Here is a 23,319-nt window from a genome sequence, read left to right as displayed (position 1 = left end):
CAAAATCCTGAGCAACTTTTTGTTGCTCAGGTACTTAAAAAGTTTAATTTATAATAGTGTTGCGGAATTAAGGTTTTTATAATTTGCTACGAAGATAATGATAAATTTGTTGAATAGAAACTTTAAGATATTCTTTTACTTTGGAAACAGATTGATTCTGCCTCTAAAGTAAAAGAATATTGATCATAGAAATACAATAATCATTTCAGTTGTGATTCTTCTTGTAACTAAAATTTTATAGTATTGATGTATCACTTAATAGTTGATATACCCCACTTATAATTCCTAAAGCGAATATGCCGGCTACACATACCAACAGACTGATGCGCATCGGAGTTGCTGTACGAAAATTGCCGATAGGATCTTCATTAGGTGTGATGAACATGGCTTTTACAATTAACAAATAATAATACAATGAAATGATTGTATTGACCAATGCGATAAATACAATAAGATAATATCCACTATGGAATGCTGCCATGAATACAAAGAACTTACTGAAGAATCCGGCAAATGGCGGGATACCTGCCAATGAGAAAAGAGCAAGTGTCATGACCATAGTTAGTTTGGGGTTGGTCTTATAAAGTCCGTTATAATCTTCGCGTTCTATTTTACCGTGGGTATGTTGTTCAATGGTATTGATGACACCGAATACGGCGAGATTGGCAGCAATGTATACTACTATATAATATACTAGGGATGCCATGCCCTGCGGAGTTCCAGCCAGTACAGCCAACATTATGTAGCCGGCTTGTGAAATACTACTGAAGGCCATAAAGCGTTTCAGATTGTTTTGGCGGATGGCGAACAGATTGGCTATAGTGATGGTGGCTACAATGATAATACATAGTATTTCACTCCATTGTTCAGTCATTGGCCCAAATACTTTCATTAAAATAATCATTAAAGCAAAAGCAGCTGCGCCTTTTGAAATAACGGACAGGTAAGCGCTCACTGTAGTCGGTGCACCTTGATACGTATCTGCCGTCCACAGATGAAAAGGTACCAAGCTTAATTTAAAGGCTAGTCCGGAGAAGAAGAATACTAGTGCAAGAACTTGTAATGGAGTTCCTGTCAGTTCGGCAGGGATATCTTCAAAATATAAAGTACCTGTTGTCCCATAAATCATGGAAATACCATAGAGGAAAATACCGCTGGAGAATAAAGCTGAAAGAATGAATTTGGCTCCGGCTTCGGCACTATGTCCTTTATATTTATCGAAAGCTACGAGGCAAGCCATAGGAATGGTTGCCAATTCCAATCCAAGGAAGAATAGCAGGAAGTGCCCTGCACTTACCATGAAATACATACCCAGCAAGGTACTGAGGGTAAGGATGTAGAATTCGCCTTGTTTATGGCGGGTGTCTTCACGTTTTAGCCAAGGGTCTGCTTGTAGAAAAACCAGTATGGTACCTATGGTCAGGATGCTTTTCAGAACAGACGCCATAGGGGTTGAATGGTACATGCCGCCGAATAAAGTCACCTCTTCCGGCCATAGGTTTGCTAAGAGTTGAATGGTCAGCAGGATACATGCCATGGGGCGTAACCAGTGACGTTGTGGAGCCGGTAAAAATAAATCTAACAGAAACATCAGAATAAAAACGGCTGTCAGACTCAGTTCGGCATGCATATGGAGTATTGCAGTTATGTCCATCATTGCTATTTTTTAATTTTTAATTCTCAAATTTTAATTTAATAATTGACTTATGATTGGTTCTACACTGTTACTGATCAGATCGCTTATCCAGAATGGAGCCAATCCTAAACCTGCTACACAGGCGATGAGGCAGATAACGGCTACTCTTTCATCCCAAGTTGCGTCTGTGAGTTTCAGATGTTCGGGATTCAAAACTTTGCCGTAAAGGATTTTACCTACTACACGCAGGATATAAACTGCGGTAATGACGATACTTGTTGTTGCCACTAGGGTACATACGCGATGGAATGTATCATCATTTTGGAAAGAACCTACAAAGACCGTCATTTCAGCAACAAAACCACTTAGTCCTGGAAGTCCCAGATTAGCAAGACCGGCAATAACATAACCTACAGCCAGGAAAGGCATAATCTTCATCAAACCTCCCATTAATCGGACATCACGGGTGTGGGTACGTCCGTATATCATACCAATAAGGGCGAAGAACAAAGCGGTCATTAATCCGTGACTCAACATTTGGAGAATAGCACCCGTACAACTGGTGCGTGTCATCATCAGCAGGGCAAAGAGTACCAATCCGCAGTGGGATACGGATGAATAGGCATTGATATATTTTAAGTCGGTTTGTACCACAGCACTGAATGCACCGTAAACTACAGAAATAGTGGTCAATATCAGGAATACATCTCCCCACATGGCCGCACCTTCAGGCATCAGGTACATAGCAACACGGAAACATCCGTAACCTCCTAGTTTCATCAATACCCCAGCGTGAAGCATAGAAACAGCAGTCGGTGCGGAAGCGTGACCATCGGGACTCCATGTATGGAAAGGGAACAAAGCTCCTAAGACTCCGAACCCCAAGAAGATAAGCGGGAAGAAGATGCGTTGCATTTCATGAGGAATATGTAGTTTGGCGATTTCCAGCAAATTCATTGTTTCACCACCTGCACCATAGAAAATACCGAGAATTCCGATCAGTAGAAATGCAGAACCACCCATTAACATTAATGTAAGTTTCATGGCGGCGTATTCTTTACGTCCGCTTCCCCACACACCGATGAGCAGATACATTGGAATCAGGGCTACTTCATAAAACATGAACATGGTGAACAGGTCTGTTGAAACGAAGAATCCGAATACCCCTACACTCAATAGAGTGAACCACATGAAATATTCTTTTGTCAATGGTTGTAACTTCCACGATGCGAAAGTACCGGTGAATACAATAATGGAACTAAGTAGCAACATTGCTACTGATATACCGTCTACTCCTACTGAGTAGCATATATGGAGCGGTGCATACCAAACTGTGCTGGCTGTGAACAGCATCTCTCCTGTAGCACCGGCTTGGCGTAGTTCGATATAATCAATGGTGAGGTAAACGGATAATGCCAATAAAATGGAAGATCCGACAACCATCACTCCGCGAACTTGATTGATGCTGCGCGAAGCCCAAAGGCTCGCGAGCATCAACAAGGGAACTATAATGAAAAAACTTAGTATGTTCATCTTTTTAAATTAAAAATTAAAAAATGGCCATGCGGCGGATTTTTTATTATTCATTAAATTAATAGTATCAGCGTCAATATCAATGCACCTGCAAGGAACCAAATACTGTATTGCTGTACGTTTCCACTTTGCATGTCACGTATTTCATCGGCGGTAGCATGAGTACTCCACGCAGTGAAGTTAAAGAATTGATCGATAACGTGCCGGTCCCACCAAGCTATCGGAGTACTAATGCACCGGAAGATGATTTTCTTGGTTACGAATAACCATATCTCATCCATATAGAAACGATGGTAAGCGGCTGTGTGCAAACGTGGGAATGTGTGTGCCAGATAGTTGGCTACGGGTTGTTTCTTACCTGCATACATCCATGTAGCTAAAGCGATGGATGCTATAGCAATAATGATACTTGTAGCAGCTATCTGCATATCCAGATGAATGGTATAGGCTTCTCCGTTACTACTGATCAGATTGCCGAAAGGTATGAATCCGGCAACACAGGTGATAGCGGCTAAAAACATCAGCGGGAATGTCATGGTAAGTGGAGCCTCATGCGGAGTATGTGCACCTAGTCCGGATTCGTGGGAGTGTCCTTTCCATTCTCCATTCCAGAAAATACAATAATAAAGGCGGAACATATAAAATGCAGTCATGGCGGCAATGCCTGTCATTATCCATCCTATAACAGGACTGAATTGGAAGCAGGCGGTCAGAATTTCGTCTTTAGAGAAAAAACCTGAGAATGGCCAGATACCTGAGATAGCCAAACAAGCAATTAGGAATGTCCAGTGAGTGACGGGCATGTATTTATGAAGTCCCCCCATGGCGCTCATCTCATTACTGTGTACGGCATGAATGATACATCCGGCTCCTAAGAACAACAATGCCTTGAACATGGCATGTGTGAACAGGTGGAACATGGATGCCATGTAGCCTAGTCCTCCTTCATGAGGATTCATGGAAGTACAAACGCCTAATGCGACAATCATAAATCCAATCTGAGATATAGTGGAGAAGGCGAGCACACGTTTGATATCGCTTTGTGCACACGCCACACTAGCGGCGTAGAATGCAGTGAACGCACCGATATAAGCTATCCAGTGCAGTACTTCGGGCGCATATCCTATAAACAACGGGAACATACGGGCTACCAGATATACACCGGCTACCACCATGGTAGCAGCATGGATTAATGCACTGACAGGAGTAGGGCCTTCCATAGCATCTGGTAACCAGATGTGCAATGGAAACATTGCACTTTTACCGGCACCACCGATAAACATTAGCCCCAAGGCCAGTGGTATCATACTTCCGGCAACTGCAAGTACCTGAAGTTGGGGTGTGAACGAGAATGTTTCGGCATAATAGCCGTAAATCAAGATACCGATCAGAAAGCCTAAATCAGCAAAACGGGTAACAATAAATGCTTTTTTACTGGCGGCAATCGCTTCTTTCTTGGTGTAATAAAAGCCGATAAGTAAATAAGAAGAAACACCTACCAGTTCCCAAAAGACATACATCTGGAAAATATTGGTTGCTACTACGAGTCCCAACATGGACATGGTAAACAGGCTAAGAAATGCGTAGTAACGTTGAAAGCCTTTTTCACCTTTCATATATCCGAATGAATAGATATGTACCATCAGACTGACGGTGGAAATAACGACTAGCATCATAACGGAAATAGGGTCAAGCATAATTCCCATGTCAATATGCAAGTTCGTTGTGAAAGGTAACCATTCGAAGTTATAAGGTGTGAGAGTAGGATAGACGCCTTCTGCCGTACGGCCTCCTGCAAAATAATTGAAGGCAGTGAGGTAGGAAAGCAACGCCACCCCTGCCAGTGAAACGGTGCCGATGGCCCCTGCCAGCCCGTTCTTCATACGCATACCTGCCAGCCCCAGTATCAGGAAACTGAGGAAAGGTAGGATAAGGATTAGTATTGTATGTTCCATAATTAGTTTTTCATTTCATTTAAGTTCTTCACTTGGATATTGCGTACATTGCGGTAGATATTGATAATGATAGCAATAGCTACTGCTGTTTCAGCCGCACTTACGCCGATAGCAAACAAGGCGAAAAAAAAGCCTTCCAGTTCCTCGGGAAAGAGGTATCGGTTGAATACGGCGAAGTTGATGTCTACCGAATTCAGTATCAGTTCTACACTGATGAGCATGGCCAATAAATTGCGGCGGGTGAAGAAACCATAGATTCCCGCAAACATCATAAAGGTGGAAACCACCAGATAATATTCCATGTGTACCATAAATTTTATCTTTTTCTAGCGATTAGGATTCCTCCTACGATGCAAGCGAGTAATAACACGCTGATTACTTCGAAAGGAAGAATATATTGATATTTTTCCATGCCCATCAGTGCATGACCGATAGTGCGTACATCCAGTTCACCATGCACAAAATGAGAGGGCAAGAATTCATTTTTCAGCATGACGAACAGACAGATAGCCAGTCCTGCTATCGTAGAAATAGCTCCGGCCACCATCTTCCCATTTTTCAATCTCTCTGCTTTGTCTCCTTGTGAAGAGGTCAATAAGATACTAAATACATAAAGCACTGTTATACCACCGGCGTAAATCAGTAATTGTACAGCTCCCAAGAATGAGTAGTTGAGCTGGAAGTAAATACCTGCTGTACCAAATAAAACGAACAGCAGATAAGTTGCTGCACGCAAGATACGTGAGGTCGTGACTGCCAATACCGAACAGACAGCGATAAACAACGCCAGTACAATGAATACAATTAGTTGTAGTGTCATAATATCGTTTGTTTTTTATTTTTTGTTCAGGGTGAGAACTAGTTTGCTGCGGTCGAACACAGCATTCTCGAATTCTGTATCGAACCGAATGGCATCATGTGGACAAGCGTTCACACAAAGTTGACAGAACATACAGGCTCCCAGATCGTACTCATACTTTACCAATATTTTCTTTTTCTTGCCTGTTTCTTCGTTGGTCACAGATTCGCTGGTAATGGTGATTGTATCATTGGGGCAAGCCATTTGGCAAAGTCCGCAAGCAATACATTTGTTATTACCATTCTCATCAACCGGCATGATAAGCCGTCCTCGGAAACGGGGCGATATTTTTAATGTGGCACGGTTTTCGGGATATTGTTCAGTGACTTTAGGAGTGAAAAACTCTCGTCCTGTCACTTTCATACCGGTAAGTAATGTACCGATGCCATGAAGTAGTCCTTTTATATAGGAATGTTTTTCTTCTTTCATCAGAAATGTAATTTAAATACAACAATAATTACCATCAACAGCAGGTTGCACAAACCTATTGGGACCAAGTATTTCCATTCCAGTGTTAGAATTTGGTCAATACGCAGACGGGGAAATGTCCATTTGATCCACATTAGTAACCATACTACAAAGAATGACTTGCCAAAGAACCAAATAAATCCGGGAATATAATCCATAATGGCATTGAATCCGTCTAGTCCAGGAATATGTAGCGGCATCCATCCTCCTAGAAAGATGGTTGTGGCTACTGCGGCGATGATAAACAAGTTTACAAATTCTGCCACATAGAACAAGCCGAAGTGCATACCGGAATATTCGGTATGATATCCGGCGGTCAGTTCACTTTCCGCTTCAGGCAAGTCAAACGGTCCGCGGTTGACTTCTGCATTTCCGGCTATCAGATAAACGATAAAAGCGATCAATGCAGGTATATGTCCTTTAAAAAGGAACCAGCCGTCAGCTTGGCGTTCTACAATTTCGCTTAGTTGCATGGTATCTGTTAAGATTACAATAGTAAGGATGCTTAATCCTACAGATAATTCATAACTAATCATTTGAGCGCCACTTCTCATGGCTCCGATTAATGAATATTTGTTATTGGAACTCCAACCTGCCAGCAAAATACCTACTACGCCGATGCTGGATGCTGCCAATAAGAAGAAAATACCTACATTGAAATCAAGGACCTCCATGCCCTTGTTGATGGGTAGGCAACTGAAAGCCATGATAGAGGCGAGGATAACAATGTAAGGTGCCAAATTGTACAGGAACTTGTCAGCATGTCGGATGGTGATAATTTCCTTAATCAACATCTTGAATACATCGGCAAATACCTGTATGGTACCTTGGGGACCTACACGCATTGGACCCAAGCGGCATTGGAAAGCGGCGCACACTTTACGTTCCATGAAAATCATAATGATAGCAATAACTGCGTATGCCAACATGATACATACGCCAATTACTATACATTCTATGAGCACTGCCAGTTCTTCAGGCATAAATGACGTGAGCAGTGAGTGTACCCATTGGGTGACTATACTAAAATCGAACATAATTTAATAATGTGTCAATTTGCTAATTTGCCAATAGGCAAACTTGTAATTATTTAATTTGTTAATTCTCAGTCTGATAAATAATGCATTCTTCAAGTAGTATATTGAAGAATTGGCACATTATTATCGGTCAATATCCGGTACTACATAATCCACCGTTCCACCAATAGCAATTAAGTCGGCAATTTTTGCATTGCGGCACATAGTTTCCATTGCTGATACTAAAGGTAAACCGGTAGCGCGGAATTTCATGCGGTAAGGAAATTTGTCTCCATGACTTTCCAGATAAACCCCGAATTCTCCGCGAGAACCTTCCACGGCGGCATAATAATTTCCTTCGGGCACGCGTATAATCGGTTTCATCTTTTCCTGATAGTTCCCTTCAGGAATATTGTCTATCAGTTGCTCGATGATGTTCATACTTTCCAGTATTTCTTCCATACGGACCATGTAACGTGCAAAACAGTCGCCTTCGGTGTGGACAATTTCTCTAAAATCTATCTTGCCATACATCGCATAGGGATGACGCTTGCGGACATCGCATGCCCAACCGCTGGCACGTCCTGTACCTCCTGTTGCTCCGAAAGAGATAGCGTCTTCCCGTGAAAGAACTCCCACACCTTTCAAACGTTCTTGGGCAATGACATTTCCAGTGAATACTTCATGGTATTCTTTTAGCATCGGACGCAGATAAACAATGAATTCTTTTACTTTCTGTACAAAATCCGGAGCGATATCAGCTTGTACTCCTCCAATGGTGTTATAGTTCTGTATCAGACGTCCTCCGGTAGTTGCTTCGAAGATATCCAGTATCTTTTCACGATCACGGAATCCATAGAAGAATGCGGTCAAGGCACCCATATCCATACAGAGACAGGAGAAGAAAAGCAAGTGAGAGTCTATACGTTGCAATTCGTCCATAATGGTACGGATGTATTGTACCCGTTCGCTTACTTCTACGCCCATTGCCTGTTCAATGCACATACAAAGAGCATGGCGGTTCTGGTGCGCACCTAAATAATCCAAACGGTCGGTCAGGGCCAAGGTCTGGGGATAGGTAAGACTTTCGCACATCTTTTCGATACCTCGATGTATGTATCCGCAGTGTACATCCAGTTTCTTGATAATTTCGCCTTCCAGTGAAACGCGAAAACGAAGTACACCGTGGGTTGCCGGATGTTGAGGACCTATGTTAATGATATATTCGTCCTCATCAAAAATGGTTTCTCGTTTTTCTATTACACTGCCATCATGTTGCACCTCTATATATTGTGTTGTATCTACAGCCTCCTCATTGGTCATACGGAGTGGGTTGAGGTTTTCATCGTAGTCCTTACGCAATGGATAGCCTACCCAGTCATCACGCAGGAACAAACGGCGCATATCAGGATGTCCTATAAAGCGGATACCATAATAGTCGTATACTTCGCGTTCATTGAATTCAGCACCTTTCCAAATATCACTTACACTAGGAAGCTCCGGTTTTTCTCGGTTGGTTGTGCGAGTGCTGACCACTATGTTTTCTCTTGTCTTCGTATCTTCCAGATGATAGACTACACCTAGTCCTTCTTCGCCCCAGTCCATTCCGGTAAGGCTGCGTAGAAAATCCATATGTTTACCCTGCCGCAATTTCAGCATTTCTTCATGTAGCTTTTCGGCAGGTATTTCTATTTTTTCACTCATGCTTGTTCGGGATTTTGTGGTTCATTTTCTTTGCGGTTCACTCCGCCAAAGAATTTTTCCAGTTTTACTTTACGTTGCAATTGTATCATGCCGTATAACAAGGCTTCAGGCCGTGGCGGACATCCGGGAATATATACGTCAACGGGAAGAATTTTATCTACTCCGTTCAATACGTGATATGATTTTTTAAAAGGACCGCCGCTAATGGCGCATCCGCCTACTGCAATAACGTATTTAGGATCCGCCATCTGGTCATACAAACGTTTTAGTACCGGAGCCATCTTGTGTGTGATAGTTCCTGCTACCATGATCATATCTGCCTGGCGCGGACTGGCACGGGCTACTTCAAACCCGAAGCGGGCGAAATCATACCGGGCAGCCCCCACTGCCATAAACTCAATTCCACAACAACTGGTTGCAAATGTAAGCGGCCACAACGAATTGCTGCGTCCCCAGTTGATGAGGTCGTCCAAACAGCCCACCAATACTTTTGTACCGCTTTCATTGAGCTGCTTGACCATGTTTTCCAAATACTCATTGTTTTTGAAGTCTTCATAAGGAATAGACTTTATGGTTGGTTTCTTTACTTCCATTCCAACGCTCCTTTCTTCCAGGCATACGCCAGACCTAAAACTAATATAACTAAAAAGAAAAGGATGCTAAACAGACCGTACACTCCTAGGTCTTGTACCACTACAGCCCAAGGGAATAAAAATACTGTTTCCACATCGAACATCAGGAAGAGGATAGCAAATAGATAGTAACCTACTTTGAATTGCATCCACGACCGTCCCCGTGTAGGAATACCACATTCGTAGGCTTCTCCCTTTTGTGAGTTGTATGAACGGGGAGAAATGGCACGGGCAATCCCCAATGCTACGGCAACTAATGCGATTGCCGTCAAGATAACGACAACTAATAATGTAAAATACATATCTAAACTTTTTTTGATTAGACAAACGGATAGAAAAATAGTCCTTATAAGACGTTTGTTATAAGGATTTCTACTCAGCGAAATGCTGAAAAAAAAATAAAAATTAAATGATGATCCGCCGGAGTGCATAGATATAATAATCTACGGCATCAGTGTAAAGCGAATGAAAGGTGTGGCAAACTATATGGTTTGTTTGTAGCTCTTGCTTTTTAAGTTCGCTCAATGCTGTTAAAATGCGGACTATACATTTAAACTTTGATGTGGAAGGGTTGTCAAGTGATATGGCTATTTGTGGCATATCTGCAAAATTGTTGGTAAACAGGAAATCCACTGTTCTTTTGCAAGGGTCTTGTTGTTGCTGGTAACAAGATGTCTGTGGGTGTAGATCTGTCGGTTCAACCGTATAATGATCCTGATCTACTGTTATCGTAAACAGTAGAAATAATAGGATATATACAACGTATCTCAACATATTATTCATCTTGTTACCCTTTTAATGAGGGTGCAAAGATAGCCAATTATTTGAAGCTTCATTGAGATTTTTTGAATTATTTATGTATAAAAATGGTTATAGGAAGTGAATGTCAGTGCTTTTTCCAAAAACTCGGCATAAAGAGCAGAAGTACGGTAAATAACTCCAAACGCCCTATTAGCATCAGTATTGCGCTTGTCCATTTTGCTGCATCCGGCAATCCGCTCCATGAATAGGACGGACCGCATTTTCCAATACCTGGGCCTACATTGCCCAAACTGGAAATGACTACGCTGTAAGCTTCTTCAAATCCTACTCCAAACAGCATAAGAACCAGCCATCCAATAAAAATAATTGCCATATATAGAAAAATGAATGCAAGTACTGCTGACTTGGTTGTTGATGAAACAACTTGGTGGTTGATACGTACAGGAAGTATAGCATTGGGATGAATGATATGTTTGAATTCATTTTTAGAAATACGGCTCATAATGGCTATACGTATACATTTTATTCCTCCTGTAGTGGATCCGGCACAAGCTCCGAACAACATGATGATGCACATTAATGTCCAAAGTACAGGTACCCAGGTCATATAATCTGCAGAAATGAATCCGGTAGTGGTTTGTAAGGAAACAACCTGAAATATGGCTTTACGGAAAGATTCCTCAATACTGAACGGACTGGTGAAAATAAGAGTGACGGTAGTGAAAAGTGTAAAAAATCCCACTGTTCCCAAATACCAGTGGAGTTCTGTGTTTTGGAATAAGCGTTTAAAATTTCCTTTTAAGAATAATAAATATAACAAGGTGAAATTAATGCCCGACAAGAACATGAACAAGGTAATAACATATTCTATATAAGGAGAATTAAAGAATGCAATACTGTTTTGTTTGGTTGAATACCCTCCTGTGGCGGCAGTGGTCAGAGAATGACATACACTGTCGAAAAAGTCCATACCTCCGGCAATCAACAGAATAATCTCGGCAATGGTCAGTCCTAGATAGATAGTCCAGATCCATTTGGCTGTAACACCAATACGCGGATGTACTTTATCATGGGTGGGGCCGGTGGCTTCAGCAGCAAATAATTGTACACTGCCCACTCCGAAGATCGGTAATACGGCAATAGTGAAAAATACAATTCCTAATCCGCCGATCCATTGTGTCATACTTCGCCAGAACAAAAGCCCGTGTGGCAATGACTCTATATTGTTCAAAATACTTGCTCCCGTAGTGGTGAACCCCGACATGGTTTCAAAGAAAGCGTCCGTTATACAGGGAATATATCCGCTCAGATAGAATGGAAGCATACCGAATAAAGAAAAAAAGACCCATGCGAAAGTTACAATAACATATCCGTCACGGCGACTGATCTTCTTTTCTGCATTTTTGCCGGTCAGAGAGGCTATGATGCCTGCCCCTACTGTAATTGCTGTAGAAGTTAGGAAAGCGGAAAGATCCGATTCATTATAATAAACAGCAAGAAAGGAGCATAGAATAAGGAAGCCTGCTTCTATGAAGAATAGAGAACCCATAATCCGGGCTATCATTTTTGTGTTTATCATCAATTGAAGAATTTTTCTATTTTCTTAATCATCATCCCTAAACAGAATACCACAACATGGTCATTGGGCTGAATAACAGTATTACCTGTTACCAATATACCTTCGCCATTGCGGATGAGTCCGCCGATGGTTGCCCCTTTGGGTAATCCGGCGTCTTTGACAGCGCATTTGGTAATACGGGAACCATTTTTGACTGTGAATTCAGCCACATCAGCATTAGCGAAGGTCAGACATTTTACATTAGAAACATCGGCGTCCAGCATCATTTGGTAAATATGGCTGGCGGCAATCATCTTTTTATTGATAACCGTACCGATATCCAAGCTTTCTGCCATACTGATATAATCAATATTTTCTACTTCCGCCACAGTCTTGGTTACTCCCATGCGTTTAGCGGCAAGACAGGCCAGAATATTGGTCTCAGAATTGTCTGTCAAAGCGACAAAAGCCTCGGTATTCCTTAATCCTTCTTCCATGAGTAAATCCATATCCCGCCCATCTCCGTTGATAATCATTACTTTTTCGTCCACAGCTTCAGTAAGTCGGTTGCATCTGTTGATGTCATTCTCAATAATCTTGACCTGCATATAATCTGGTACGTATTGTGTGGTGCGTACAGCGATTCGGCTGCCGCCCATAATCATTACATTGCGTACATCGGGATAAGTTTCTTTTCCTGCGATTTTACGGATATAAGGAATGTATTTCTTTGTTGTGGTGAAATAAACAATATCATGCAATTTGATAGCATCGTCTCCACGGGGGATGATTGTTTCATTTCCCCGCTTAATAGCTACAATATGGAATGGAATATTACGTCCTCCCAGTTCATGAAGGGGAACGTTCAGAATTTCTGCCGTTTCTCGCATTTTGGTACCTATCAGGACTAGTGCACCGCCGCAAAACTCCCACCACTGACGTATCCAGCTCATTTTGATGGCATCTACTATATCTTTAGCAGCCAGCATTTCCGGATAAATCAGTGAGTGTACTCCTAGTTGGGAAAAGAATTCTTTATGTTTAGGAAGTAGATATTCGTAATTGTCAATCCGGGCTACAGTCTTTTTAGCTCCCATATTAGTAGCCAACATGCAGGCCGTCATATTGCGGCTTTCTTCTGGCATGACCCCGATAAATAAATCTGCGCCTGCCACTCCTGCATTTTTAAGGCCGGAAATGGAAGTGGGGGATGCATTGACAGTCATTAAGTCGAAGTTGGAATCAAGTTTGCTCAACTTTTCTTCGTTTTCATCCATCAAAATGATGTCTTGCTTTTCATCCGATAATAATTTCGCCAAATGGGTGCCTACTGCTCCTGCTCCTGCAATAATGATTTTCATTGTTCGTCTCTCTTAGAATGATATCAAAATTTTGTAAATACCTTCTTCGTCCATGCCGCAAATATGATATAGTTCTTTTACTGAACCATGCTGGACAAATAGATCCGGTAATCCGACACGTTTTACTTGTGGATTGTACTCATTATCTGCCATAAATTCCAGTATGGCACTGCCCATTCCACCTTTTAGCACACCATCTTCAATAGTGACCACTTGCTTGAATCTCTTGCCTATTTCGTGTAACATACTTTCATCTAACGGCTTCAAGAAACGCAAATCATAATGGGCAATGCTTTTTCCTGTTTCCTGTTCGGCATGTGTGATAGCCTTTTCTGCTTGAACACCAATGGGACCCAGTGTAATGACCGCTATGTCTTTTCCTTCTTTTAATTTTCTTCCTTTTCCTATCTCAATCTCTTGCATTGGGCATTTCCAGTCTACCAATGACCCTCTTCCGCGTGGATAACGGATGACAAAAGGACCTTTATTGGGTAACTGGGCGGTATACATCAAACAACGTAGTTCATGTTCGTTGTAAGGGGAGGCTACAATGAGATTGGGTATCGGTCTCATATAAGCCAGATCGAATGCTCCGTGATGAGTAGGACCGTCTTCCCCTACTAATCCAGCGCGGTCTAGGCATAATACTACATTGAGTTTTTGTATCGCTATATCGTGAATCACATTGTCATAGGCACGTTGCATGAAGGACGAATAGATATTGCAGAAAGGTAATAGGCCATCTTTTGCCATTCCTCCTGAAAAAGTAACGGCATGTCCTTCGGCAATTCCCACATCAAAACCTCTTTCGGGCATGGCTTTCATTAATATGTTCATGGAGCATCCTGAAGGCATTGCGGGAGTAACTCCTACGATTTTATCGTTTGTTTGGGCTAGTTCCAATAGGGTATTTCCAAAAACATCCTGAAACAAAGGGGGCATTCCTTTGGTATCGACAACGATACGCTCTCCGGTTTCTTTGTCGAATATGCCTGGAGCATGCCAGATGGTGGCAGCTTTTTCTGCCGGACCGAAACCTTTTCCTTTGGTGGTATGTATATGGAGTAGTTTAGGTCCTTGCATATCTTTAATCTCTTTTAATACACGTGCCAAATTGTTGACATCGTGTCCATCAATAGGTCCGAAATAACGGATATTCATGCCTTCAAATACATTTTGCTGTTGTACCAGCATGGATTTCAGGCTGTTGTTAAATCGTATCAGGCTTTTCCGGCGTTCTTCATTCAGGATACCCCATCGATGGAACATTTGTGATATTTTATAGCGTATCCGGTTGTATCCTTCAGACATTTGCAGGTTCAACAGATATTGTTTCATACCTCCTACACTACGGTCTATAGCCATATTGTTGTCATTCAGGATAATCAGCAGGTTATTAGGAGTTGACGAGGCATTGTTCAGTCCTTCGAAAGCTAGTCCGCCACTCATGGAACCGTCACCAATTACGGCAACGACATGCCGGTTGTTCTCTCCGTGTTTTTTGGCTGCTACAGCCATACCCAAAGCTGCGGAAATAGAATTTGACGCATGCCCGCAAGTAAATGTGTCATATTCACTTTCGGATGGAGAAGGGAAAGGACGTATACCATTTAGTTTACGGTTGGTGCAGAACGCATCCCGGCGTCCGGTTAAAATTTTATGCCCGTAAGCTTGATGCCCTACATCCCATACAATGCGGTCATAGGGCGTGTTGAATACATAATGTAAGGCGACGGTCAGTTCTATTACGCCCAAACTGGAACCGAAATGCCCCGGATTACATGAGAGCTCATCTATAATCTTTTGCCTTAGCTCTTTACACACTTCGGGCAGTTTGTCTGCGCTTAAATGACGCAAATCGTCCGGAGTATCTATGCTTTGCAGCAAGTTATATAAATTATCCTGTTCCATTCTTATGATATGATAAATATCGTGCAAAAATAGCATAAATATGTGTATTATGATTACATTTGCCCTTAAATTTTAAAAGCTTTTCTTATCGTATGAATTTCAGAACGCAAGTAGAATTACCTAAAAGGGAAGCAGAAATCCGACATTCGGATCGAATCATGCTATTTGGTTCTTGTTTTGCGGAAAATATCGGAAATTTGTTGTTAACAAATAAGTTCCGTTGTGATGTAAATCCTTTTGGAATTCTCTATAATCCTTTATCTGTTGTGGAAGCTCTTTGGCAAATTCTATCCCATCAAACATATATGGAAGAGGATTTGTTCTATGCCGGAGGCTGTTGGCACAGTTGGATGCATCATAGTGTTTTTTCAGCCTCTACGGCAGCATCTTGTTTATCTTCTATAAATACTCGGCTGGCACAGGCTTCAGCCGGACTTCCTCAGCTTGATTGGCTGGTTATTACTTGGGGGACTGCTTTTGCTTATTGGCTGAAAGAAAGGACCATGGTGGTAGGAAATTGCCATAAACAGCCCGACAGCCTTTTTACCCGACAACTTCTTACAGTAGAGGAAATTGTCACTGAATGGGAATGTGTGTTGGTGGAATTGAGAAAAGTAAATCCGTCCTTGAAGATACTTTTCACTGTCAGCCCCATACGGCATAGCAAAGATGGTATGCATGGTAATCAGATAAGTAAGTCCACTTTGCTCCTCGCAGCGGATGAATTGTGCCGCCGCTGGTCTGATTGTTACTATTTCCCTTCTTATGAAATCATGATGGATGAACTTCGTGATTATCGTTTTTATGCAGATGACATGTTGCATCCCTCTCCTGTAGCTGTATCTTATCTATGGGAATGTTTTACAGAATGTTATTTTAGTAAAGAAACGGATAGAATAATGAAAGAGTGGGAGGATATCCGGAAGGCTTTAGCTCACAAACCGTTTAATGCCCAATCTGAAACATATCGTAAATTTTTAACTCAAATAGTGTTAAAGATAGAGCGACTTAAAGAAAAGTTCCCGTATTTTGACCTTCAAAAAGAATTAGAACAATGTCAAGCTCGATTGAAAATATAGAAAAAGTTCTGGGAGCAAAGCGGTTTGGAAACCGTAGTGCACAGATTGATTGGATTTTAACTGATAGCCGTTCATTGTGTTTTCCGGAAGAAACATTATTTTTTGCTTTAAAAACCAAACGGAATGACGGGCATAAATATCTTTCGGAATTGTATGAACGTGGAGTCCGTAACTTTGTAGTGGGTGAATTGCCGGCTGATATGCAATCTTTTCAAGATGCGAATTTCCTGCAGTTGACCAATCCTCTGAAAGGATTACAGAAATTGGCGGAAAAACATCGGGAGCAGTTTCAGATTCCGGTTATAGGAATTACGGGAAGTAATGGAAAAACCATTGTGAAGGAATGGTTATATCAATTGCTTAGTCCAGATCGTGTGGTAACCCGTTCGCCACGTAGCTATAACTCACAGATAGGTGTGCCACTTTCGGTGTGGTTGATGAATGAGCACACTGAGTTGGCTATTTTTGAAGCGGGTATTTCCGAAATGGGTGAAATGGAGGCGTTGCAGACTATCATTAAACCTACTGTGGGTATTTTGACTAATATTGGTGGTGCGCATCAAGAGAATTTTTTCTCTTTACAGGATAAATGTATGGAGAAACTTACTTTGTTCAAAGACTGTGACGTTATTGTTTATGATGGCGATAACGAATTGATAAGTTCGTGTGTGGCAAAATCTCTTTTTGCCTCGCGTGAGATTGCTTGGTCGAAAAAGGACAATGAACGTCCGTTGTTTATTGAGTCCATTCAAAAAGGAGAACATGCTACCACTATTAAATACCGTTATCTGGGGATGCCGAATGAATTTAGTATTCCTTTTATAGATGACGCTTCTATTGAGAATTCGTTGCATTGTCTGGCTGTGGCTTTGTATATGATGGTTCCCCCTGAACAAATAACCGAGCGCATGGCGCGTTTGGAACAGATTGCTATGCGTCTGGAGGTAAAAGAAGGCAAGAATGGCTGTGTGTTGATCAATGATAGTTATAATTCAGATTTGGCTTCTTTGGATATTGCTCTTGACTTTATGTCGCGTCGTTCTGATGATAAAGGGAAAAAACGGACACTTATCCTCTCGGATATGCTTGAAACAGGACAGAGCAGCAAACTACTTTATCGTCAGGTTGCCGAATTGGTACATAGCCGGGGAGTAGAGAAGATTGTCGGGGTAGGAGAGGAAATTCGGACTGCTGCTGCCCGTTTTGAGATAGAAAAGTATTTTTTTCGTACTACAGAAGAATTATTGGAATCGGATTTGCTGGCCGGGCTGCGTAATGAGGTGATTTTGGTAAAAGGTTCGCGTGCTTTTCATTTTGACCGGATTTCAGATCGTTTGGAACTGAAAGTGCATGAAACCATTTTGGAGATCAATTTGAATGCTTTGGTTGATAACTTGAATTATTATCGCAGCAAACTGAAACCGGAAACAAAAATGGTATGTATGGTGAAGGCTTCTGCATACGGTGCCGGTTCATACGAGATAGCTAAAACACTGCAAGATCACCGTGTGGATTACTTGGCGGTAGCTGTGGCTGATGAAGGTTCGGATTTGCGGAAAGCGGGAATCACCTGTTCCATTATGATTATGAATCCTGAGTTGACAGCATTCAAGACCATGTTTGATTATAAATTGGAACCCGAGGTTTACAGTTTTCATTTATTGAATGAACTGATTAAAGCTGCTGAGAAAGAAGGCGTAACGAATTTCCCCATTCATATTAAATTGGATACGGGGATGCACCGTTTGGGTTTTGCACCCGAAGAGATTCCAGAACTGATAGACCGTCTGAAGAAGCAGACAGCTGTTATTCCACGTTCTGTATTCTCTCATTTGGTAGGCAGTGACGGGGCTCAGTTTGATTCGTTTACGCGCAGACAGATAGAAATGTTTGAAGCTGCTTCTGAATGTTTGCAGGAGGCTTTTCAGCATAAGATATTGCGTCATATCTGTAATACAGCCGGGATAGAACGCTATCCGGGTGCTCAGTTCGATATGGTGCGTTTGGGAATCGGTCTTTATGGAATTGATCCGTTTACCAATCAGATTATCAATAATGTAAGTACATTAAAAACCACTATTCTTCAGATTCATGAGGTTCCTAAGGAAGAAACAGTGGGGTATAGTCGTAAAGGACATTTGGAAAGGGATTCCCGTATTGCCGCTATTCCTATCGGCTATGCCGACGGACTGAACCGACGTTTGGGAAATGGACATGCCTATTGTTTGGTGAATGGGCAGAAAGCGTCATACGTGGGTAATATCTGTATGGATGTGTGCATGATTGATGTGACGGATATTGATTGTAAGGAAGGGGATAAAGCTATCATCTTCGGAGATGATTTACCGGTCACTGTTCTGTCAGAGATTCTGGAAACTATTCCATACGAGATCTTGACCAGTGTGTCTAATAGGGTAAAACGAGTTTATTACCAGAATTAATGAAAAAAAGAACGAAAGAAAAAGACATGAAAAGGATGAACATACGTTACTTTTGCGTATCTTTAGGAAGTTACTAAAAATAGATAGCTATGAAACGTATATTCTTCCTTTTGTTATGTTTTTGTTTCTCGGTGTTGTCATTTGCCCAGAGAACGAATGAGGCTAAGCAGTTGACCAAACAGGACTCTTTGCGTTTGCAGCAACTATTGAGCGGTCAAGTCGAAATTGTGATAGATGATGAAACACAGAAAGAAATTGACAGATTGTTCAATCCTGAAAAGTGGAAAATGAAATCAACTCCCTTCCCTAAAAAAAACATGAAGTTTGAAACGGAACTTCCTCGTTATTATATCTCTCAAGTGGATACAATAGATGGTAGAGGGTATATCAGACTATTGCCGTACGGACCGTTTGAAACTCCGGAAGAGGAACAAATTTATGTAGAGATTCCTATCAACAAAGAGTTGCTGGCAGGCTATGATTCTCGTTTGGAACCTGCGCCGGCAGGCAAATTTACTCCTAGTGCTTTGATGGTGGGGGCGGGTATCAGCGCTACGTTTGATGCCGATAAGCTGCTAGGAATCATTTTCAGTAAGAAAATGCGTGCAAAAGCCCGTAATGCCAAAGAGGCTGATGCTTGGAAGAGTTATTGAACTATTGAGTAAAGAAACGAATGCCGGATATATGTGGAATACACCGGAATTTTGTGAATTTCATGTTGAAAAAACAGGAGCCACGTTTGGATAGTGCCAGACGTGGCTTGTGATTAGATCTTGTTGAATTTGATTTATTCAACTGCTGATTTTATTTTATATTATTTATACTTACCTTTTTCCAAATGAAATTGTCAATCATTTCTTTGTCGCATTTCCCGTTTTTAGCTTTAATGTTCAGGTTTTCGAATGTAAAGTTAGTAAGTTGATATTGATCAGACTTTTCTACACTGAAGAAATTATCGCATTTAAAATCAATGTTTCTCATTGTCACATGGTTTGAGTAAGAAATGGGAATGTCTTTTCGATCTTTCAGGTCAAAGAATTGCGTCCAAGGTTTGATATACAGAAAATGATCTGCATCTCCGGTGATATCTTCTACCAGAATATATTCATATTGTTGAGGTGTGTCCGGCCGCATCTTTAACCATAACAAACGATTGGCATTGGTGATGTGAATGCGTCGCAAGATAATATTGCGATTGTGGATGGATTCGCTTCCACAAGTGAGGGCGCCGTGGCAGAAACCGTATGTACAATCTTCTATGATGATGTTGGAATTTCCTCCATTATTCGGGTCTTGGTCTGCCCAAGGGCCTTTGCCGCCTTTTAAAGCTATGGCGTCATCATTGACAGACATATAGCAGTTCTTTACCAGTACATTGTTGCATACATCAATATCAATGGCATCCGTACTTGGAGCCTTTACCGGTCTCTCCGGTGAGAAAATATAGAGGTTCAATATTTTTATGTGATTACATTTATAAAGATGGGTAGTCCAAAAGGGAGAGTTAATGAGGCGTACTCCTGAGAGTTGGACGTTATTGCTATGGGAAATATGAACCAGCCGGGGACGTAATTCATCCATATTGGTACATTGGGGATTGACTTTTCGACGAAGCCAAAATGATTTCCAATATCTTAATCCGTTACCATCAATAGTTCCTTTTCCAGATAACGTAAAGCCATCCACTTTGTCGGCATTGACCAACGCCGCGAAATATTTCAAGCTTTGCCCTTCCATGCGGGTGTCTATGATGGGGAAGTTGCTGATATCATCACTTCCCTTCAACACAGCTCCTTCCTCCAGATGCAGGTGTGTTTTGGGTTTGAAGAACAGGGCTCCGCTTAAATAGGTTCCTTTGGGAATAACGATAACTCCGCCACCATTTTGTGCGGCAGCATCGATGGCAGATTGTATTTTCTCTGTTTGTAACAGGGTACTGTCATTGATGACGCCGTAATCTGTCAGAATGTATTTTTTACCTAATGTGTTTATATCTACTATCTTACTGTCCTTAAACCAATCGGATACAGGTGTGCCGTCCGGAAATTTTTCTTGTGCCAAAGACGGAAGGCATAGAAAGACGGCACATACAAAAGTTATTAATTTCATGATTCTGCTATTAAATTAATCACTATTCACTTGTTTATTGTCGGAAATCAAACATCAAATTAAGGTGTAGTCCTTCATCCCCCGATTTGATACGGATATTACCCGGCTGGCTGTTCGGCCCTTGTTGCTCAATTGGTTTAAAGGAGCAAATAGCCGGGATGTCCAGCAGGAAGGATATATCCCCTTCAGGGAATTTGGGCATGGTGTCTTTTACGCGTCCTTTCGGTTCTTCGGGAGTGAACACATGGAAGAAGATACCGTCATTCCGGGAATAAATGGTGAACGGTGTTGTGTCACTTTCCAAAGTGGCCCAATACATATTGGCATGATATCCTTTAAATTCCGGATAAACCAGATTTTCAAAACTTTCTCCGGTAATGGTATTGTTATACTCTTTGTGCCATACTCCATAATTCGTTCCCGGAATCCGGTTTTTCCAGACACGGTATGGACCGCGGCCCATCCATTTCATGCCGGAGCAATTCTTTTCAGGATAAGAGAAAGTCAGACCGAGATTGAATACTTTGGAGTCCATGAAAGCATCATCAAATCCACCTCCGCCGGAAGCCCGGTTCAGCAGAATGGCATCCATATAGAGTAGTCCTTTGTCCGTAAGACGCCATACGATGGAGTCGGCGGCACCTTTGTATTTGGCACAGTAAACAGCCCCCTCGTTGCTGTTGCGGACATAGCTCAATGTTGGTTCGTAGCGCATTTTCATGCCCACTGCCACAGGGCCGTCTTTGAATGGAACTTCTGTTCCTCCTGATGTGATACGGCTGATCATGCCGGTAGCCGGGTTAAAAGTGACGGTTACACGGTCGCTTTTCAGTTCGATGGTGGTAGCGGTTTGAGTGGCGGTTGCCGGCTGTACCGTTTCCAGGGTCATCGGAGTCTGTGCCATTTTATGATCAAAGTATTGTTTTGCCAGTCGGATAGGATAGGTCCAGTTACAGATACTTTTCCCCTCTTTGTCAAAAGCCTCTAACTCCAGTACATCACCTTCCCGGAAAGAAGCAGGAAGAGTGAAGCGGGCTTTTCCAGTTTCACCCGGTGTGATGGCAGGCAGTTGTACATGGCCTTCTGCGATAACTTTACCGCTTTCCATTGCATTTTTCAAAGGTGTTTCGCAAGTACGTATTTTGTAAGTCATGCGACATTTGTCCAAGTTAGTATAAGTATATTCATTAGTAACCAGGAAGCTGCCGTCAAAGTGGTCAGTAATCAGCAGCGGTTTTAACTGGATGGGCGACCATTGTGCGCGGATAGCATAGTAACTTCCTTCTTTTTCTCTACGCGGACCTACTACCCCGTCAGGAGCATTGGATTTATCTGAATCCAATATGCCTCCTTTATCAGAACGTTTGGGAGCTTCGTCACAGAATACCCAGATAAAGCCTCCGGCAAACATGGGGTTCGTGCACCAACGATCCCAAAAGTCACGTAGTCCGGCACCACCTCCCTGATCATACATGGCATGCATGAATTCGGTAGGCATAAATACTTTATAGCCGTTGGTAAAACGTGCCACTCCGGTCAGATAAGTGGGATAATGGTGGGTGTCCAGATCATTGAAATCGGCCCAAGGATGTACCATGTGGCGTTTCTGTAATTTATCGTATTTGGCGAATAAAGGATCAAGATTATAATTCCATCCTCCTTCGTTGCCATTACTCCAAATAATGATGGAAGGATGATTCACATCGCGTTCTATCATTTCTTTGACTAATTTAGGACCTACTTTTGAATCGTATCCGTTTTGCCATCCTGCCAGTTCATCCATATAGACAATTCCTAATGAATCACACATATCCAGGAAATGTTCATCAGGCGGATAATGTGAACGGACTGCATTCATATTCATCTCTTTTACCAGCAAGGCATCCTGACGGCTCATAGCTGCACTGGTAGCACGACCTCCATCTACGGAAAAAGAATGGCGGTTGACACCTTTCACCACGAGTTTGGTGCCATTCAGATAAACTCCGTCTTGTGGAAAGAATTCAATGGTGCGGAAACCTATCCGCGTTTCACGGCTTTGCACCGTTTTCCCTTCGGGGTCTTTCAGTTCCAATCTGGCTACGTACAGATTGGGGTCCTCTGTAGACCAAGGTTGGATGTTCATCCAGTTCCCTTCCACCAACTGTTCCTTGTTCGAATCCTTAATCTGATGAGAAATGCTAGATTTGTTTTCTTGAGTGTATATGTCTTTTCCATCCCTTAATTCCGCAACACTATTATAAATTAAACTTTTTAAGTACCTGAGCAACAAAAAGTTGCTCAGGATTTTGCCAT

19 protein-coding genes are annotated in these 23,319 nt (G+C 42.0%); 3 read left to right on the top strand and 16 right to left on the bottom strand.

Annotated elements, in window-relative coordinates; translation table 11 throughout:
* Positions 1-235: 235 nt before the first annotated feature.
* The 14 genes from AB5935_RS19760 to dxs form a co-directional block, all read right to left on the bottom strand.
* On the bottom strand, positions 236-1,657 hold the full coding sequence (locus AB5935_RS19760) for an NADH-quinone oxidoreductase subunit N (RefSeq protein ID WP_007836617.1): 1,422 nt from the start codon (positions 1,655-1,657) through the stop codon (positions 236-238).
* Positions 1,658-1,687: 30 nt separating this feature from the next.
* Complete coding sequence (locus AB5935_RS19755) at positions 1,688-3,169, bottom strand: NuoM family protein (RefSeq protein WP_007840481.1); 1,482 nt, start codon at positions 3,167-3,169, stop codon at positions 1,688-1,690.
* 53 nt (positions 3,170-3,222) lie between these two features.
* Positions 3,223-5,124, bottom strand: coding sequence for an NADH-quinone oxidoreductase subunit L (nuoL, locus tag AB5935_RS19750; protein WP_007836615.1), 1,902 nt, complete (start codon positions 5,122-5,124; stop codon positions 3,223-3,225).
* A gap of 2 nt (positions 5,125-5,126) precedes the next feature.
* Positions 5,127-5,435 carry an NADH-quinone oxidoreductase subunit NuoK gene (gene nuoK / locus AB5935_RS19745; protein ID WP_005842874.1) on the bottom strand — a complete coding sequence of 103 codons (309 nt, stop codon included), beginning with the start codon at positions 5,433-5,435 and terminating at the stop codon, positions 5,127-5,129.
* A gap of 5 nt (positions 5,436-5,440) precedes the next feature.
* Positions 5,441-5,944 (bottom strand): NADH-quinone oxidoreductase subunit J, encoded by a 504-nt coding sequence (locus AB5935_RS19740; RefSeq protein ID WP_005842872.1) that lies wholly within the window; start codon positions 5,942-5,944, stop codon positions 5,441-5,443.
* A gap of 15 nt (positions 5,945-5,959) precedes the next feature.
* Complete coding sequence (locus AB5935_RS19735; protein ID WP_005842869.1) at positions 5,960-6,412, bottom strand: NuoI/complex I 23 kDa subunit family protein; 453 nt, start codon at positions 6,410-6,412, stop codon at positions 5,960-5,962.
* Positions 6,412-7,488, bottom strand: coding sequence for an NADH-quinone oxidoreductase subunit NuoH (gene nuoH / locus AB5935_RS19730; RefSeq protein ID WP_008655756.1), 1,077 nt, complete (start codon positions 7,486-7,488; stop codon positions 6,412-6,414). The genes AB5935_RS19735 and nuoH overlap by 1 nt, the downstream gene beginning before the upstream one ends.
* Before the next feature lie 123 nt (positions 7,489-7,611).
* Positions 7,612-9,171: an NADH-quinone oxidoreductase subunit D gene (locus AB5935_RS19725; protein WP_007840485.1), complete on the bottom strand. Its 1,560-nt coding sequence runs from the start codon at positions 9,169-9,171 to the stop codon at positions 7,612-7,614.
* Positions 9,168-9,764: an NADH-quinone oxidoreductase subunit B gene (locus AB5935_RS19720; RefSeq protein WP_007836610.1), complete on the bottom strand. Its 597-nt coding sequence runs from the start codon at positions 9,762-9,764 to the stop codon at positions 9,168-9,170. Before AB5935_RS19720 ends, AB5935_RS19725 begins: the two co-directional genes overlap by 4 nt.
* Positions 9,755-10,105: an NADH-quinone oxidoreductase subunit A gene (locus tag AB5935_RS19715; protein ID WP_005842860.1), complete on the bottom strand. Its 351-nt coding sequence runs from the start codon at positions 10,103-10,105 to the stop codon at positions 9,755-9,757. The genes AB5935_RS19720 and AB5935_RS19715 overlap by 10 nt, the downstream gene beginning before the upstream one ends.
* 103 nt (positions 10,106-10,208) lie before the next feature.
* Positions 10,209-10,586: a hypothetical protein gene (locus AB5935_RS28460; protein WP_007836608.1), complete on the bottom strand. Its 378-nt coding sequence runs from the start codon at positions 10,584-10,586 to the stop codon at positions 10,209-10,211.
* Positions 10,587-10,689: 103 nt separating this feature from the next.
* Positions 10,690-12,144 (bottom strand): TrkH family potassium uptake protein, encoded by a 1,455-nt coding sequence (locus AB5935_RS19710; protein WP_007836606.1) that lies wholly within the window; start codon positions 12,142-12,144, stop codon positions 10,690-10,692.
* Positions 12,144-13,484, bottom strand: coding sequence for a Trk system potassium transporter TrkA (trkA, locus tag AB5935_RS19705; RefSeq protein WP_007840486.1), 1,341 nt, complete (start codon positions 13,482-13,484; stop codon positions 12,144-12,146). Before trkA ends, AB5935_RS19710 begins: the two co-directional genes overlap by 1 nt.
* A gap of 12 nt (positions 13,485-13,496) precedes the next feature.
* On the bottom strand, positions 13,497-15,395 hold the full coding sequence (gene dxs / locus AB5935_RS19700; protein ID WP_008655745.1) for a 1-deoxy-D-xylulose-5-phosphate synthase: 1,899 nt from the start codon (positions 15,393-15,395) through the stop codon (positions 13,497-13,499).
* 92 nt (positions 15,396-15,487) lie between these two features.
* Here dxs and AB5935_RS19695 point away from each other — a divergent pair, with 92 nt between their 5' ends.
* The 3 genes from AB5935_RS19695 to AB5935_RS19685 all read left to right on the top strand — a co-directional run bounded on the left by AB5935_RS19695 (position 15,488) and on the right by AB5935_RS19685 (position 19,568).
* Positions 15,488-16,474, top strand: a complete 987-nt coding sequence (locus AB5935_RS19695; RefSeq protein WP_007836603.1) for a GSCFA domain-containing protein — start codon at positions 15,488-15,490, stop codon at positions 16,472-16,474.
* Positions 16,450-18,915 (top strand): bifunctional UDP-N-acetylmuramoyl-tripeptide:D-alanyl-D-alanine ligase/alanine racemase, encoded by a 2,466-nt coding sequence (locus AB5935_RS19690; RefSeq protein ID WP_007836602.1) that lies wholly within the window; start codon positions 16,450-16,452, stop codon positions 18,913-18,915. The genes AB5935_RS19695 and AB5935_RS19690 overlap by 25 nt, the downstream gene beginning before the upstream one ends.
* 89 nt (positions 18,916-19,004) lie before the next feature.
* The gene (locus AB5935_RS19685) at positions 19,005-19,568 is read left to right on the top strand and encodes a DUF4858 domain-containing protein (protein ID WP_007851038.1); all 564 of its coding nucleotides are present in this window, start codon (positions 19,005-19,007) and stop codon (positions 19,566-19,568) included.
* A 151-nt stretch (positions 19,569-19,719) separates the two neighbouring features.
* On the opposite strand, the gene AB5935_RS19680 is transcribed toward AB5935_RS19685, so the two are convergent.
* Positions 19,720-21,024, bottom strand: a complete 1,305-nt coding sequence (locus AB5935_RS19680) for a glycoside hydrolase family 28 protein (protein ID WP_038611339.1) — start codon at positions 21,022-21,024, stop codon at positions 19,720-19,722.
* A gap of 34 nt (positions 21,025-21,058) precedes the next feature.
* A partial coding sequence (locus AB5935_RS19675; RefSeq protein WP_368327530.1) for a glycoside hydrolase family 2 TIM barrel-domain containing protein occupies positions 21,059-23,319 on the bottom strand: 2,261 nt, incomplete at its 5' end.

This window comes from Phocaeicola sp. RTP21198st1_B8_RTP21198_201120 (genome assembly GCF_040929485.1).
GTDB lineage: Bacteria > Bacteroidota > Bacteroidia > Bacteroidales > Bacteroidaceae > Phocaeicola > Phocaeicola dorei.
The sequence above is the reverse complement of the archived record's forward strand: the minus strand, read 5'-3'. Positions and strand labels throughout refer to the sequence as shown.

What these genes read in the sequence shown, in the direction of transcription:
- trkA (WP_007840486.1), bottom strand. Translation starts at nt 13,484, where the DNA reads ATGAAAATCATTATTGCAGGAGCAGGAGCAGTAGGCACCCATTTGGCG.
- AB5935_RS19695 (WP_007836603.1), top strand. Translation starts at nt 15,488, where the DNA reads ATGAATTTCAGAACGCAAGTAGAATTACCTAAAAGGGAAGCAGAAATC.
- nuoH (WP_008655756.1), bottom strand. Translation starts at nt 7,488, where the DNA reads ATGTTCGATTTTAGTATAGTCACCCAATGGGTACACTCACTGCTCACG.
- dxs (WP_008655745.1), bottom strand. Translation starts at nt 15,395, where the DNA reads ATGGAACAGGATAATTTATATAACTTGCTGCAAAGCATAGATACTCCG.
- AB5935_RS19680 (WP_038611339.1), bottom strand. Translation starts at nt 21,024, where the DNA reads ATGAAATTAATAACTTTTGTATGTGCCGTCTTTCTATGCCTTCCGTCT.
- AB5935_RS19725 (WP_007840485.1), bottom strand. Translation starts at nt 9,171, where the DNA reads ATGAGTGAAAAAATAGAAATACCTGCCGAAAAGCTACATGAAGAAATG.
- AB5935_RS19690 (WP_007836602.1), top strand. Translation starts at nt 16,450, where the DNA reads ATGTCAAGCTCGATTGAAAATATAGAAAAAGTTCTGGGAGCAAAGCGG.
- AB5935_RS19760 (WP_007836617.1), bottom strand. Translation starts at nt 1,657, where the DNA reads ATGATGGACATAACTGCAATACTCCATATGCATGCCGAACTGAGTCTG.
- AB5935_RS19740 (WP_005842872.1), bottom strand. Translation starts at nt 5,944, where the DNA reads ATGACACTACAACTAATTGTATTCATTGTACTGGCGTTGTTTATCGCT.
- AB5935_RS19755 (WP_007840481.1), bottom strand. Translation starts at nt 3,169, where the DNA reads ATGAACATACTAAGTTTTTTCATTATAGTTCCCTTGTTGATGCTCGCG.
- nuoL (WP_007836615.1), bottom strand. Translation starts at nt 5,124, where the DNA reads ATGGAACATACAATACTAATCCTTATCCTACCTTTCCTCAGTTTCCTG.
- AB5935_RS19685 (WP_007851038.1), top strand. Translation starts at nt 19,005, where the DNA reads ATGAAACGTATATTCTTCCTTTTGTTATGTTTTTGTTTCTCGGTGTTG.
- AB5935_RS28460 (WP_007836608.1), bottom strand. Translation starts at nt 10,586, where the DNA reads ATGAATAATATGTTGAGATACGTTGTATATATCCTATTATTTCTACTG.
- AB5935_RS19720 (WP_007836610.1), bottom strand. Translation starts at nt 9,764, where the DNA reads ATGGAAGTAAAGAAACCAACCATAAAGTCTATTCCTTATGAAGACTTC.
- nuoK (WP_005842874.1), bottom strand. Translation starts at nt 5,435, where the DNA reads ATGGTACACATGGAATATTATCTGGTGGTTTCCACCTTTATGATGTTT.
- AB5935_RS19735 (WP_005842869.1), bottom strand. Translation starts at nt 6,412, where the DNA reads ATGAAAGAAGAAAAACATTCCTATATAAAAGGACTACTTCATGGCATC.
- AB5935_RS19715 (WP_005842860.1), bottom strand. Translation starts at nt 10,105, where the DNA reads ATGTATTTTACATTATTAGTTGTCGTTATCTTGACGGCAATCGCATTA.
- AB5935_RS19710 (WP_007836606.1), bottom strand. Translation starts at nt 12,144, where the DNA reads ATGATAAACACAAAAATGATAGCCCGGATTATGGGTTCTCTATTCTTC.